Raw genomic sequence first — 13,006 nt, 5'->3', positions numbered from 1 at the left:
AAATAATAACACCAGTTTACTGTTGATGTCGGCGTATGTATATGTATATACAACTAGTGGCCGTCGCGCCAGAAACTTGCCGGCGACCGCCAAAAATTCCTGAAGACGCGCCATCGCCGCGCCTTATTCGCCGTTACATTAACCGTGGAATACTGCCATGCCTGCTTATTTTGCCCCACGCGCTTTGCTCCCTGAGGGCTGGGCGCATAACGTCCGGCTGGACGTCGATGCGCAAGGTTATCTGACTCAAGTTACCGCCAACGCTGAACCGCAAGGCTGCACCCGGCTGCACGGCGATGCGGTGCCGGGCATGCCGAACCTGCACTCCCACGCCTTTCAGCGCGCGATGGCCGGGTTGGCGGAAGTGGCGGGCAACCCGCAGGACAGCTTCTGGACCTGGCGCGATCTGATGTATCGGCTGGTGCAGCGCCTGACGCCGGAGCAGGTGGAGGTGGTCGCCCGTCAACTGTATATCGAAATGCTCAAGGGCGGATATACCCAGGTGGCCGAATTCCACTACCTGCATCACGACGCCGATGGCAAGCCTTACGCCGATCGCGGTGAAATGACCGGCCGCCTCAGCGCGGCCGCGCATCAGGCCGGCATCGGCATGACGATGCTGCCGGTGCTGTACAGCTACGCCGGTTTCGGCGCCCAGCCGGCCCAGCCGGGGCAGAAACGGTTTATCCAGGACACCGAAAGCTATCTGCAACAGCAGCAGGTGATTGCCCGTCAGCTGGCGGATCGCCCGTTGCAGAATCAGGGGCTGTGCTTCCATTCGCTGCGTGCGGTGGAGCTGGGCCAGATGCAGCAGATTTTGGCCGCGTCGGATCGCACTTTGCCGGTGCATATTCATATCGCCGAGCAGCAAAAAGAGGTGAACGACTGCCTGGCGTGGAGCGGGCAGCGCCCGGTGGCCTGGCTGTATGACCATCTGCCGGTCGATCAGCGCTGGTGTCTGGTGCATGCCACCCATCTGGATCGCGATGAGCTGGAAGCGCTGGCGCGCAGCCGCGCGGTGGCCGGCCTGTGCCTGACCACCGAAGCCAACCTCGGCGACGGCATTTTCCCCGGCGACGCTTACCTGCAGCAGCAGGGGCGCTGGGGCATCGGTTCCGACAGCCACGTTTCGCTCAACGTGGTGGAAGAGCTGCGCTGGTTCGAATACGGCCAGCGGCTGCGCGATCAGCGCCGCAACCGTCTGACGACGCCGGAACAGTCGGCGGTGGGCGATGTGCTGTATCACCAGGCGCTGCAAGGCGGCGCGCAGGCGTGCGGCGCGCCGATCGGCCGGTTGCAGAGCGGCTATCGCGCCGACTGGCTGGTGCTGGACGGCGACGATCCGTATTTGGCGGCGGCGCCGGATGCCTCGATCCTCAACCGCTGGCTGTTCGCCGGCGGCAAAGAGCAAATTCGCGACGTGTTCGTCGGCGGCCGACAGGTGATCGAGCAGGGGCGGCACGCGCTGCAGCAGCAGAGCAGCGCCGAGTTCCTGCAGGTGCTGAAAACCTTTCAGCAGGAGGCGTGATGAGCCTGACCCGTTTTAATTTCGCTGGGCTGCCGGTCAGCCCGTGGCGCAACGGCGGCGGGGAAACCCGTGAAATCGTCAGTTGGCCGCCGGGCGAGCCGGATTTCGACTGGCGCGCCAGCATCGCCACCATCGCGCAGGACGGGCCGTTTTCCGCCTTTGCGGGCATTGACCGTTCGATCACGCTGCTGGAAGGCGACGGCGTGCGGCTGTTCAGCGCCGGGCATATCGACCATCAGTTGGCGCGTATCGGGGAGCCGTTCGCCTTTTCCGGCGACGTGGCGCTGGAAGCGACGCTGCTGGGCGGCGCCAGTCAGGATTTCAACATCATGACGCGCCGCGGCCGGCTAGCGGCGCAGGTGCAACGCAGCGCCGAGCCGCTAACCTTGCCGCCGGGGCGGGCGGGGGTGCTGTATGTGCTGAGCGGGCTCTGGTCGCTGCCGGGGGGCGGCGAACTGAGCGCGCGCGAGGGCGTCTGGTGGACGGCATCGGCGGCGGGGAGCGACGTGGCGCCGTTAAGGGCCGGCAGCGCTATCCTGTGGGCGGACATCACACCCCGTTAACGCAGAGTAGAGTCCTGCGCCCGGTTATGGGATTATTCACTTTTTCCCATTAATCATAAAGAAGGGCGCATGGCTTCGCTGAAAGACGTCGCAAAACTTGCCGGAGTCTCGTTGATGACGGTGTCCCGCGCCATCAATGATCCCGGCAAGCTGCGGCCGGAAACCTACCGCCGCGTCAAACAAGCTATCGATCGGTTGGACTATGTGCCGGATCTGTCGGCGCGGCGTATTCGCGGTGACGGAAATCGCGTGCAGACGCTCGGCGTGCTGGCGCTGGACACCGCCACGACGCCGTTCTCGGTGGAAATGATCCTGTCGATTGAGAAAACCGCGCGCGAGCGCGGCTGGAACAGCTTCGTCGTCAACCTGTTCGCCGACGACAACGCCGAACAGACCGTCGATCTGCTGCTGGCGCATCGGCCGGATGGGGTGATCTTCACCACGATGGGACTGCGTGAGGTGACGCTGCCGGCCAAACTGCTGGACAAAAAGCTGGTGTTGGCCAACTGCGTCAGCCCGGCGCATTCGATCGCCAGCTACATTCCTGATGATGAGCAAGGGCAGTATGACGCGACGCGCACGCTGATCGCCAAAGGCTATCGCGCGCCTTTGTGCATTCATTTACCGGCGGATACGCTGGCGGCGGGGCTGCGCCGCCGCGGTCTGGAACGCGCCTGGCGCGAAGCGGGGCGCGATGTTGAACAGCTGCGGCAGTATCATCTCGATCTGAGCGCCGGCGATCAAAGCTATCGCGACTGCGTAGCGTTGCTGGAGCGGCATTTTTCCGCCGGCCGGCGCGATTGCGATGTCGTGGTGTGTGGGAACGATCGGATAGCGTTTCTGGCGTATCAGGTATTGCTGGCGCAAGGATGGCGGATACCGCAGCAGGTGGCGGTGCTGGGCTACGACAATATGGTCGGCACCGGCGAGCTGTTCCTGCCGGCATTGACGACGGTGCAGCTGCCGCATTATGAACTGGGTCGTCTTGCGGCGCTGCATGTGATTGAGCGGCGGGAACAGCGTGATACGGTGAAAGTGCCTTGCCCGCTGCTGGAACGTGGTTCGCTGTAAACGCACCGGGGGCGTCGCTACGCGCCCGGTGCTCATTCCCATTACCCCCAGATGCTTGCCAACTGCCATCCCGTGATGGGCTCGAACAGCGCCTGGCCGCCTTCGGCGAACAGGCTGAGGCGGCGATCGCCCGCCGTCGGATAGATGCGGCTGGTCAGGCAGGCCTGCCCCTGATTAACGAAGATCTCCAGTGAGGAGCGATCGATAAAGATCCGCAGCGACAGAATGTCACCCTCCGGCAGCGGCACACTGCGGCAGGTGCACAGCGCCGGGTGTTCATTAAAACGCTCCAGCACCAATCGGTGTGACTGATTGTCGACGAACAGCCGCGCCGCACTCCCAATGGCCAGACCGTACCGCTCGGCGTCGCTGTCGGCCGGTCTCAACGTCAGGATGAGCTCCTGCATATCGTTCGTCAGCGGCAGATGCTGATTGGTCAGCGTCTGCGCCGACAACGTCTGCGATCCTCGGCGCAACGCCGCCAGTTCACGAGCCGGATTCATGCGGACGCTGCCGTCGGCGGCCAGTGTCAGCTCGCGTGGCAGGGTGAGGGCGCCGGCCCAGCGGTGCGCTTTGCTGGGCATCGGTGATTCCCACATATCCATCCAGGCAAACAGCAGCCGACGGCCGTCGGCGGCGGTGAAGGTCTGCGGCGCATAGAAATCGTGGCCGACATCCAGCTCGCAGAAGGGCTGCGTTACCGTAAAGTCGCCGTCCGGCCGCCAATGGCCGAGCAGATAGCCGCTCTGGAAGCGATTGCGGTAGCGGTAGCCCTGCGCCGCCAGCCCCTGCGGCGAAAACAGCAGCAGGTGTTGCTCCCCCAGCGGGAAGAAATCCGGGCATTCCCACATATAGCCCTGATGCGCCGTTTGCGCGCCGGCCAGCACCCGATCGAAACGCCAGGCGCGCAGGTCGGCAGAGCGGTACAGGCGCACCTGGCCCAGGCCGTTTTCTTTGGCGCCGACCACCAGCCACCATTCGCCGTTCTCGCACCAGACTTTCGGATCGCGAAAATGCTGAATGCCGTCCGGCGGGGCCAGCACCGGCCCGTGTTTGACGAAGCGTATGCCGTCTTCGCTGGTGGCCAGACATTGCACTTCCCGCACCTGGCTGTCGTCACCGGGTTCGCCCAACCACACGTGGCCGGTGTAAAGCAGCGTCAGCACGCCGTTGTCATCCACGGCGCAGCCGGAAAAACAACCGTCTTGGTCATAGGGCGCATCGGGCGCCAGGGCGATGGGCTGGTGCTGCCAGCGTATCAGATCGCGGCTGGTCGCATGCCCCCAGTGCATGGGCCCCCAGTGCTCGCTATGGGGATGATGTTGGAAGAACGCATGATAGACGCCGTCAATACAGATCAGGCCGTTGGGATCGTTGATCCAGCCGGCGGCCGGTGCGAGATGGAACTGCGGATAATAATCGTCTCGGCGCTCTGCGCACAGGGCTTCGACCGCATGGTCGGCTTGAGCTAAAGCAGTGTTCATTGGACAGACTCACTTGATTTAATGGCGGATGGAAAGGGCGTTGCCGTGGCGGAGCGTTCGCCGCGCAGCAGGAAGCAGGAGACAAGCGTGGTGGCGGCGACCGCGCAGCCCATCAGCAGATAGGTATCGGCAAAGCCGATGCGGTCATAACCGTAGCCCGCCAGCGGCGACAGGAAGCTGGCCATCACCTGGGTGATGAACTGAAAGCCCACCAGGTACAGCGTGGAGGAGAGTCGGCTGTCGAAGCGGCTGGCGATGTATTTGAAGATAGCGATCAGCAGGATTGGCAACTCTACGGCGTGCAGCAGTTTCATGGCGGAGATCATCAGGGCGCCGCTGACCAACCCGGAACCGAACATGCGCAGCGCCATCACGCTGCCCGCCAGCAACAGCCCCTGCTTGGCGCCGATGCGGTTCACCAGCAGCGGCGCCAGGAACATGCCGCCGGCTTCGAGGAAGACCTGCAGCGAGTTGAGAAAACCGTACATCTCGTTGCCCTGTGCGCGAGAAGCGAACTGTGAAGCGAAGTAGACCGAAAATTGCTGATCGAAAACGTTGTATACGCTGATCCCCAGCACAAACACCACCAGCGCCCAGAAGCCCGGCATGCGCAGCAGCGCCAGCGCGTCCTGCAGCCGCAGGTTCTCCGGTTTGCCGAACGCCAGGCCGGCCATGGCGTTCGGCTTCAGCTCGCGCACCTGGCTGAGCAGCAACAGGAACACCACGGCGGCGGCGGAGGCCAGCCAGAAATTGATGTTCGGATTGATATTGAAGATAAAACCGGCCACAAAGGTGGCGCTGGCCCAGCCGAGCGAGCCCCACATGCGGGCGCGGCCGAACTCGAAACCGCTGATGCGGCTGACGCGCTCGGTATAAGATTCCAGCGCGCCGATGCCGGCGAAGAAGGTCGCGCCGATGAACACCCCGCCGACCAAAGCGCCGAGCGGCAGGCTGCTCGCCAGCAGCGGGGCATAAATGTAGATAAAGAACGGGCCGGTCAGCAGCAGCATCACGCCGAGAAACTGCAGCAGGTGTTTGCGCAGCCCAAGTTTGTCCTGAATAAAGCCGTACAACGGCTGTGCGCACAGCGCCACCAGCGAGATGGCGGAGAAGATCAGGCCGGTCTCGGCGCCTTTCAACCCGATCTTTTGATTCAGCCACAGCGAGATCAGCGAAAAGCTGGAAGACCAGGTGAAGAAAAAGAAGAACAGCAGGCCGCTGAGCAGCACGTAATATTTTTTCGTTTCGCGGTTCATGGGTAGGGCCCCGGTGAGTGAAGTTAGCTCTATTGTTAACGTTAACTCGCGGATGGATGAAGCTGTCAGTTATCACTCATGCGATGTTAATCACAAAAGTTAACGTTAACATTATTGCGTTGTGATCATTATCACGAGTTGGAATGGGGGCGATGCGCCCCCGGAGGATTAACGTTCGTTCAGCGAGCGCAGATGATCGTCGCGGCGCAGCGTCATCAGCGCAAACAGGCTGACCACCGACGTGGCGACCACATAGTAGGCGGGAATGTCGATATTGCCGGTCTGTTTGATGAGGCCGGTGATAATCAGCCCGGCCGAGCCGGAAAACACCGCATTGGACAGCGAGTAAGCCAGCCCCAGGCCGGTATAGCGCACCCGGGTCGGGAACATCTCCGCCAGCATCGCCGGGCCGGGACCGGCCAGCAGGCCGACCACGGCGCCGGCGATCATGACCGCCAGCCCTTTGATCCACAGTGAGCTCTGCGCATCCTGCAACAGGTGCAGCAGCGGGAAGGTGAACAGGATCACCGCCGCCACCGCCGTCAGCATCACCGTTTTTCGTCCCAGCCTGTCGCTGATGATGCCCGCCGGCAGGATGGTCAGGGCGAAACCGACGTTGGCCAGCACCGTCGCCACTAGCGCTTGCTGGAAGGTGGCGTGCAGCGAGGTTTGCAAATAGGAAGGCATCACCACCAGGAAGGTATAGCCGGCGGCCGACCAGCCCATCATGCGGCCGATGCCGACCAGAATGGTTTTCACCACGCCGCCCAGCTTCACTTCCGGTGGGGTGATAGCGTGTTCCGCATGTTGCTGCGCCTGAGTAAACGTCGGCGTTTCCTCAAGCTTGAGCCGCAGCCACAGCGCCACGGCGCCCATCGGCAGCGCCAGCAGGAAGGGAATGCGCCAGCCCCAGTCATGCAACTGCTGCACGCTCAGCAGCGCGGCCAGCAGCGCCACCAGCCCGGCGCCGGCCAACAGGCCGAGCGCGACGGTCAGCGATTGCCATGCGCCGAACAGCCCGCGCTTGCCCTTTGGGGCGAACTCGGTCATCAGCGACACGGCGCCGCCGAATTCGCCGCCGGCGAACAGCCCCTGGAACATACGCAGCAGCGTCAGCAGCAGCGGGGCGGCGACGCCGATCGAGGCATAAGTCGGCATGACGCCGATCAACGCCGTCGCCAGCGTCATCAGCAGCAGGACCGCAATCAGCGTCGGACGACGGCCGATGCGATCGCCGATACGGCCGAAGATCACCGCGCCGATCGGCCGGCAGAAAAATGCCAGCGCGAAGGCGGCGTAGGTGAGGATCAGGCTGGTGATTTCATTTTCACCCTGCAGCGTGAAAAAATTGGCGGCGATAACGGTGGCCAGAAAACCGTATACCCCGAACTCATACCATTCGATAAAGTTGCCGACCGAGCCGGCCAGCAACGCCTGACGCGAGCGGCGCGCGTCGAGAGTCTGTTGATTCATCCCCGTTCCCATACATTTGAATTATTGTTCGTCAGTTCTAAATTTATACGACAAAACAATCAATTGATTTCAGCGGGAACTGTGAGGCGCTCAGCGCATGCCGTCGATACGCCACCATTCGGGGCAAACATCGGTGAACGCATGTGAGGTCGGGCGCAGCTCCGGCAGATTGGCCCGATCGAAGCTGCCGGTGGCCAGCGCCACCGTCGGCTCGTCGTCGATCGCCCCCAGCGTGCTGCCGCAGCGCGGGCAAAAGGCGCGGCTGGAATAGGGTGAAGAACGGTAGAGTGTGGGCATGCCGCCCGGGCCGTTCCACTCGATGGCCTGACGCGGAAATTCGACCCAGCAGAGCGTCGGCGCGCCGGAGTGGCGGCGGCAAAAATCGCAGGAACAGCTGTGCGGATTGCCAGGCAGGCCGCGTGCCTGAAAGCGAATATGCCCGCACAGGCAGCCGCCGCTATAGCAGGGATTTTCCATGATGTCTCCGTCATGAGCGCAGGGGAAAACGATGAAAATCACTATAGCGATATCGCGAAAAATTAACAGGTCCCCGCTGATGCATTACCAGAGCAACGGCGCCGGCTCGCGGCCGTTTTCGGCGTAGTACAGCGACGGCAGGAACTGCGCCAGATAGCTGAACTCGTTGTAGCAGTGGCGCATCAGGTTAAACCCGATGTCGTCCGAGACTTCGTCGTGGGCGTTGGCGCAGGCTTTACCCAGCAGGAAACGGCTGCGCAGCACGCACCCGTAGGGCGTATCGCGCGCCAGATGCAGCATCTCGCCGTCGCAGGGATCGCCGTTGTCATCCAACGCCACCTGGTCGCCGAAGCCGATGCGCGCGCACACGGCGGCGGAGAGCGCCTGCGCGTCACGCGCCTGGCGCAGCGGTTGCGGCGCGAAGAAGTCCTCGGCGGCGTGGAATTTGAGGCGCGCCGCGACCGGTGGCAGCTCCGCCAGCCATTCGACCGCTTCGATGCTGGCGCCGACGTAGCTTTCCCCTTTTTTCCAATGGCGGTCCCAGCCGCGATGTTCAACGTGATCGTGCGGGTGCCACCAGTTGATGTGCTGCGTGTTCTCAAAGAAGGTGAACCACCAGTCCAGCATGCGCCCCTTGCAGCCGTGCAGATCTGTACGGACCGCGACGGTCAGCAAACCGTCGGCGCTGCGACTCAGCCCCATCTCCAGCCGCAGCGGTTCAGGTTTGAGCAACTCGTTGATATCGTTAACGCCCCACGGCGCCAGCAGGGAAGGATGTGTCATAATGGATTCCTGTTTTATTTTGGAAACGAATTGTGTTTCCAAAATAAAGCTATGCCGCTATGCTGAGTCTGTCAATGCTTGTGAGGAATAAATATGGCGAACCCGAATGAAGAACCGCTGCGTGCTCGCGGCCGGCCGGCCACGCCGGAAACGGCGCTGCGCGCCGCGCTGGCGCAGGCGACGCTGGCGCTGTTGCTCGACGGCGGCTATGCCGCGGCAACGGTGGATGCGGTGGCGAAACGCGCCGGGGTGGCTAAAAAAACCCTGTATCGCTTTGCGGCCAATCGCGACGAACTGGTGGCGCAGGCGGTGAGCGGCTGGACCGATGCGTTTCAGCCGGCCTTCGCCCAGGATGCCGGGCGGTGGGAGGCGGTGGCGCCGCTGTTGGAAAAAGGGCTGAAGGCGGTGGCGCAGCAGGTATTGAGCGCCGAAGCGGTGGGGATGTTTCGGCTGCTGCAAAGCGAGTTTCCGCGGCGCGAGGCGCTGCTGGACAGCTATCAGCGCAACGGCATTCTGCGCGGACGGGCGACGGTGGCGGACTGGCTGCGGCGCCAGCAGCAGTGCGGGTGGCTGCGTGAGCGCGACTGGGCGCAAACCAGCGATCTGCTGTTGGCGATGGCCATCGCCGAACCGCTGCGGCAGATGACGCTGGGGCTGTTGCCGCCCGGCAGCGCGATCGACGAGCGCATCGCGGCGGCGGTGGCGCTGGTGATGCCGGGTTTGCTGGCGGAAGGATGAAAACAAGAAAGGGCCGAAAGTTCGGCCCTTAAACAGCAGGATGCTAAACGTCTGCGTTACAGCTTCGGCCCGGCGTTCACCAGCTTTTCGCCCGCCTGGGTGACGGTATATTTGGCGAAGTTATCGATAAAGCGCTGCGCCAGATCCTGCGCTTTCTCCTGCCACAGCGATTCGTCGGCGTAGGTTTTGCGCGGATCGAGGATCGACGGATCGACGCCCGGCAGCGCGGTCGGCACTGCCAGCCCGAAGATCGGCAGCGTGAAGGTGTCGGCCTGCTCAATGTCGCCATTCAAGATGGCGTCGATGATGCCGCGCGTATCTTTGATCGAGATACGCTTGCCGCTGCCGTTCCAGCCGGTGTTGACCAGGTAAGCCTGGGCGCCGGCGGCCTCCATGCGTTTCACCAGCACTTCAGCGTATTGCGTCGGGTGCAGCGTCAGGAACGCGGCACCGAAGCAGGCGGAGAAGGTCGGCGTCGGGGCGGTGATGCCGCGCTCGGTGCCGGCCAGCTTGGCGGTGAAGCCGGACAGGAAGTGGTATTGGGTCTGCTCCGGCGTCAGGCGCGACACCGGCGGCAGCACGCCGAAGGCGTCGGCGGTCAGGAAGATGATCTTGCGCGCGTGGCCGGCTTTGGACACCGGTTTGACGATGTTCTCGATGTGATAAATCGGGTAAGAGACGCGGGTGTTCTCGGTTTTGCTGGCGTCGTCGAAGTCGATGCTGCCGTCGGCCCGCACGGTGACGTTTTCGAGCAGCGCATCGCGGCGGATCGCCTGATAGATTTCCGGCTCCGCCTGCGGCGACAGCTTGATGGTTTTGGCGTAGCAGCCGCCTTCGAAGTTGAACACGCCGTCGTCGTCCCAGCCGTGCTCGTCATCGCCGATCAGCTGGCGTTTCGGATCGGTGGAGAGGGTAGTTTTGCCGGTGCCGGACAGGCCAAAGAACACCGCGACGTCGCCTTGCTCGCCGACGTTGGCCGAGCAGTGCATCGAGGCGATGCCCTTCAGCGGCAGCAGATAGTTCATGATCGAGAACAGGCCTTTCTTCATCTCGCCGCCGTACCAGGTGCCGCCGATCAGCTGCATGCGCTCGGTCAGGTTGAAAGCGACGAAGTTTTCCGAGTGCAGCCCTTGCTGTTGCCAGTCCGGGTTGGTGCATTTGGCGCCGTTCAACACCACGAAGTCCGGCTCAAAGTCCGCCAGCTCGGCGTCGCTTGGGCGGATAAACATGTTTTTCACGAAGTGCGCCTGCCAGGCCACCTCGGTGATGAAGCGCACCTTCAGGCGCGTATCGGCGTTGGCGCCGCAGAAGGCATCCACCACGAACAGACGCTTGCCGGAGAGCTGGTTGCCCACCAGCGTCTTCAGATGCTGCCAGACTTCCGGCGACAGCGGCTGGTTGTCGTTCTTGCCGGTACCGTTGTCGGACCACCAGACGGTGTCGCGCGTGGTGTCGTCGCGCACGATGTATTTGTCTTTCGGCGAACGGCCAGTAAATTCGCCGGTCGCGACGTTGACCGCCCCCAGTTGGGTGAGGGTGCCGCGTTCCAGCGGCGGCAGGTCGGCGCGGGTCTCTTCGGCGAACAGCAATTCATAGCTGGGGTTATAGACGATGTCGGCGGCCTGATGGATGCCGTAGCGAGCGAGGGTTTGTGGGGTAACAGCGCGTGAAGACATATTCTACTTCCTTATGAGTCATATTATGCCTTTTTCCCGTGCGGTGCCGCGCGCAGGATTAAGGTTCGGATCAAGCTGACCGGATTCAGCTAATGGCGTTTCCGGTTCTTTATTAATAAAGCAGGGGGCTTTTTCGCCCTCCTATAGCATAGCAGCGAATTTAAGCCTGATTACTTTAATTACAAAATGCTGACGATAATTAATTAAAACCAACCTTGGCGGAGGGTCACAATATTGAATTCCCTCAGCGTAATTTAGTTTTGCATTTTTATTTTTTATCATATTGTCAGTGCTGTCTACTGTTTTATTTCTTATTAGAAAAAGCGAAATCCGCAATAGGATTTTTGTAATTAGTTGTTTTCACTTGGCTATGGCGGGATTATTGCGCCAGGTGAATCTAACCGTACTGTACGCTTGTCAGCAGGGTGAATAATGAAACAGATAAATGCAGAAATAGCCTGTGATAAAAATACGGCATCGTCCGAATCATCAGGATTAATTAATCAACTTCGTCAAATAGATATCGGTGCGGTGCCGATCGCGTTGTTTATCACGATTTGCGCCATCGTGGCGATTTCCGCCTACGCCAACTTCCTGCCGAAGAATATGATCGGCGGCCTGGCGGTGATAATGACGCTGGGCTTTGCGTTGGCGCAGTTGGGTAAAAGCATTCCCGTGCTGCGTGATATCGGCGGGCCGGCCATTCTGTGTTTGATGGTGCCGTCGGTGCTGGTCTACTTCAACGTGTTCCAGCCCAACGTCATGGGCACCGTCCATCTGCTGATGAAAGACGCCAACCTGCTTTATTTCGTCATCGCCAGTCTGGTGGTCGGCAGCATTCTCGGCATGAACCGGGTGATCCTGATCCAGGGGATGATTCGCATGTTCGTGCCGCTGGTGGTGGGCACGGTCACGGCGGTGATCACCGGGCTGCTGGTGGGGAAACTGTTCGGCTTCACCTTCTATCACACCTTCTTCTTTATCATCGTGCCGATCATCGGCGGCGGCATCGGCGAGGGCATTTTACCGCTGTCGCTGGCCTATTCGGCGATCCTGGGATCGACGCCGGACGTCTACGTCGCGCAGCTGGCGCCGGCGGCGGTGCTGGGTAATATCTTCGCCATCGTGACCGCCGGGGTGCTGGCGCGCATCGGCATGCAGCGCAAGGCGCTGAGCGGCGACGGCATGCTGATCCGTTCGGCGCAGGAGAACGCGATGTTCGCCATCAAGGAACAAAGCGGCAACGTCGATTTCCAACTGATGGGCGGCGGGCTGCTGGTGATCTGCGCCTTCTTTATCGTCGGCGGCCTGTTCGAGCATATCGTGCATATCCCTGGCCCGGTGCTGATGATCCTGTTCGCGGTGCTGTGCAAATACTGCCGGGTGATCCCGGCCTCGATGGAGACCGGCGCGCACAGTTTCTATAAGTTCGTCTCCACCGCGTTGGTGTGGCCGCTGATGATCGGTCTGGGCATGCTGTACGTGCCGCTGGAAAGCGTGGTTGCGGTGTTCTCGGTCGGCTATGTGGTGGTCTGCGGCTCGGTGGTGCTGTCGATGGGGTTGGTCAGTTTCCTGATTGCGCCTTACCTGAAGATGTTCCCGGTGGAAGCGGCGATCGTCACCTGCTGTCACAGCGGCCTGGGCGGCACCGGCGACGTGGCGATCCTGTCGGCGTCCAACCGCATGGGGCTGATGCCGTTCGCCCAAATCGCTACGCGCATCGGCGGCGCTTCCACGGTCATTGGCGCGACGCTGTTGCTCGGTTGGTTAGTCTGAGTCCAGAGTGTGTTATGGATAGCCGGGGTTGGATTGCCCCGGTTTTTTTATACTTTTTTCGATATCGTGATAATGCTGATTATTACCTTGAAAATCATTCGTATGGCGGAAAATCCCTGTCACACTTTTGATAAGAAAAATCTGTTCTCGGTAAAATGTGTCTATTCTCTTCTCTTAAGGG

11 protein-coding genes are annotated in these 13,006 nt (G+C 61.4%); 5 read left to right on the top strand and 6 right to left on the bottom strand.

What is annotated here, in order from left to right; translation table 11 throughout:
- The first annotated feature begins 157 nt into the window (after nt 1-157).
- From J0X03_RS13505 to J0X03_RS13495, 3 genes are all read left to right on the top strand, one after another.
- Nucleotides 158-1,528 (top strand): formimidoylglutamate deiminase, encoded by a 1,371-nt coding sequence (locus tag J0X03_RS13505; protein WP_160204202.1) that lies wholly within the window; start codon nt 158-160, stop codon nt 1,526-1,528.
- Nucleotides 1,528-2,091 carry a HutD/Ves family protein gene (locus J0X03_RS13500; protein ID WP_160204203.1) on the top strand — a complete coding sequence of 188 codons (564 nt, stop codon included), beginning with the start codon at nt 1,528-1,530 and terminating at the stop codon, nt 2,089-2,091. Before J0X03_RS13505 ends, J0X03_RS13500 begins: the two co-directional genes overlap by 1 nt.
- A 69-nt stretch (nt 2,092-2,160) precedes the next feature.
- Entirely contained in the window at nt 2,161-3,162 is a 1,002-nt protein-coding gene (locus J0X03_RS13495; RefSeq protein ID WP_033652100.1) for a LacI family DNA-binding transcriptional regulator, read from the top strand.
- A gap of 41 nt (nt 3,163-3,203) precedes the next feature.
- Here J0X03_RS13495 and J0X03_RS13490 read toward each other — a convergent pair whose 3' ends face one another.
- From J0X03_RS13490 to J0X03_RS13470, 5 genes are all read right to left on the bottom strand, one after another.
- Nucleotides 3,204-4,646 carry a glycoside hydrolase family 32 protein gene (locus tag J0X03_RS13490; RefSeq protein WP_160204204.1) on the bottom strand — a complete coding sequence of 481 codons (1,443 nt, stop codon included), beginning with the start codon at nt 4,644-4,646 and terminating at the stop codon, nt 3,204-3,206.
- Nucleotides 4,643-5,902, bottom strand: a complete 1,260-nt coding sequence (locus J0X03_RS13485) for an MFS transporter (protein ID WP_101453086.1) — start codon at nt 5,900-5,902, stop codon at nt 4,643-4,645. The genes J0X03_RS13490 and J0X03_RS13485 overlap by 4 nt, the downstream gene beginning before the upstream one ends.
- 168 nt (nt 5,903-6,070) lie before the next feature.
- Nucleotides 6,071-7,375 carry an MFS transporter gene (locus J0X03_RS13480; protein WP_033652105.1) on the bottom strand — a complete coding sequence of 435 codons (1,305 nt, stop codon included), beginning with the start codon at nt 7,373-7,375 and terminating at the stop codon, nt 6,071-6,073.
- Nucleotides 7,376-7,465: 90 nt separating this feature from the next.
- The gene (locus J0X03_RS13475) at nt 7,466-7,852 is read right to left on the bottom strand and encodes a GFA family protein (RefSeq protein ID WP_060660804.1); all 387 of its coding nucleotides are present in this window, start codon (nt 7,850-7,852) and stop codon (nt 7,466-7,468) included.
- Nucleotides 7,853-7,936: 84 nt separating this feature from the next.
- Nucleotides 7,937-8,635 carry a DAPG hydrolase family protein gene (locus J0X03_RS13470; RefSeq protein ID WP_033642829.1) on the bottom strand — a complete coding sequence of 233 codons (699 nt, stop codon included), beginning with the start codon at nt 8,633-8,635 and terminating at the stop codon, nt 7,937-7,939.
- 93 nt (nt 8,636-8,728) lie between these two features.
- On the opposite strand from J0X03_RS13470, the gene J0X03_RS13465 reads away from it, so the two are divergent.
- Nucleotides 8,729-9,373, top strand: coding sequence for a TetR/AcrR family transcriptional regulator (locus tag J0X03_RS13465; RefSeq protein WP_103101241.1), 645 nt, complete (start codon nt 8,729-8,731; stop codon nt 9,371-9,373).
- Nucleotides 9,374-9,429: 56 nt separating this feature from the next.
- Here J0X03_RS13465 and pckA read toward each other — a convergent pair whose 3' ends face one another.
- Entirely contained in the window at nt 9,430-11,049 is a 1,620-nt protein-coding gene (pckA, locus tag J0X03_RS13460) for a phosphoenolpyruvate carboxykinase (ATP) (RefSeq protein ID WP_033642831.1), read from the bottom strand.
- Nucleotides 11,050-11,481: 432 nt separating this feature from the next.
- Between pckA and J0X03_RS13455 the strand changes: the two genes are divergently transcribed.
- Complete coding sequence (locus tag J0X03_RS13455; RefSeq protein WP_033642832.1) at nt 11,482-12,825, top strand: 2-hydroxycarboxylate transporter family protein; 1,344 nt, start codon at nt 11,482-11,484, stop codon at nt 12,823-12,825.
- Nucleotides 12,826-13,006 lie beyond the last annotated feature (181 nt).

The organism is Serratia ureilytica (assembly GCF_017309605.1).
Classification (GTDB): Bacteria; Pseudomonadota; Gammaproteobacteria; order Enterobacterales; family Enterobacteriaceae; genus Serratia; species Serratia ureilytica.
This window is presented reverse-complemented; position numbering and strand designations above follow the sequence as displayed.

What these genes read in the sequence shown, in the direction of transcription:
- J0X03_RS13505 (WP_160204202.1), top strand. Translation starts at nt 158, where the DNA reads ATGCCTGCTTATTTTGCCCCACGCGCTTTGCTCCCTGAGGGCTGGGCG.
- J0X03_RS13500 (WP_160204203.1), top strand. Translation starts at nt 1,528, where the DNA reads ATGAGCCTGACCCGTTTTAATTTCGCTGGGCTGCCGGTCAGCCCGTGG.
- J0X03_RS13495 (WP_033652100.1), top strand. Translation starts at nt 2,161, where the DNA reads ATGGCTTCGCTGAAAGACGTCGCAAAACTTGCCGGAGTCTCGTTGATG.
- J0X03_RS13490 (WP_160204204.1), bottom strand. Translation starts at nt 4,646, where the DNA reads ATGAACACTGCTTTAGCTCAAGCCGACCATGCGGTCGAAGCCCTGTGC.
- J0X03_RS13485 (WP_101453086.1), bottom strand. Translation starts at nt 5,902, where the DNA reads ATGAACCGCGAAACGAAAAAATATTACGTGCTGCTCAGCGGCCTGCTG.
- J0X03_RS13480 (WP_033652105.1), bottom strand. Translation starts at nt 7,375, where the DNA reads ATGAATCAACAGACTCTCGACGCGCGCCGCTCGCGTCAGGCGTTGCTG.
- J0X03_RS13475 (WP_060660804.1), bottom strand. Translation starts at nt 7,852, where the DNA reads ATGGAAAATCCCTGCTATAGCGGCGGCTGCCTGTGCGGGCATATTCGC.
- J0X03_RS13470 (WP_033642829.1), bottom strand. Translation starts at nt 8,635, where the DNA reads ATGACACATCCTTCCCTGCTGGCGCCGTGGGGCGTTAACGATATCAAC.
- J0X03_RS13465 (WP_103101241.1), top strand. Translation starts at nt 8,729, where the DNA reads ATGGCGAACCCGAATGAAGAACCGCTGCGTGCTCGCGGCCGGCCGGCC.
- pckA (WP_033642831.1), bottom strand. Translation starts at nt 11,049, where the DNA reads ATGTCTTCACGCGCTGTTACCCCACAAACCCTCGCTCGCTACGGCATC.
- J0X03_RS13455 (WP_033642832.1), top strand. Translation starts at nt 11,482, where the DNA reads ATGAAACAGATAAATGCAGAAATAGCCTGTGATAAAAATACGGCATCG.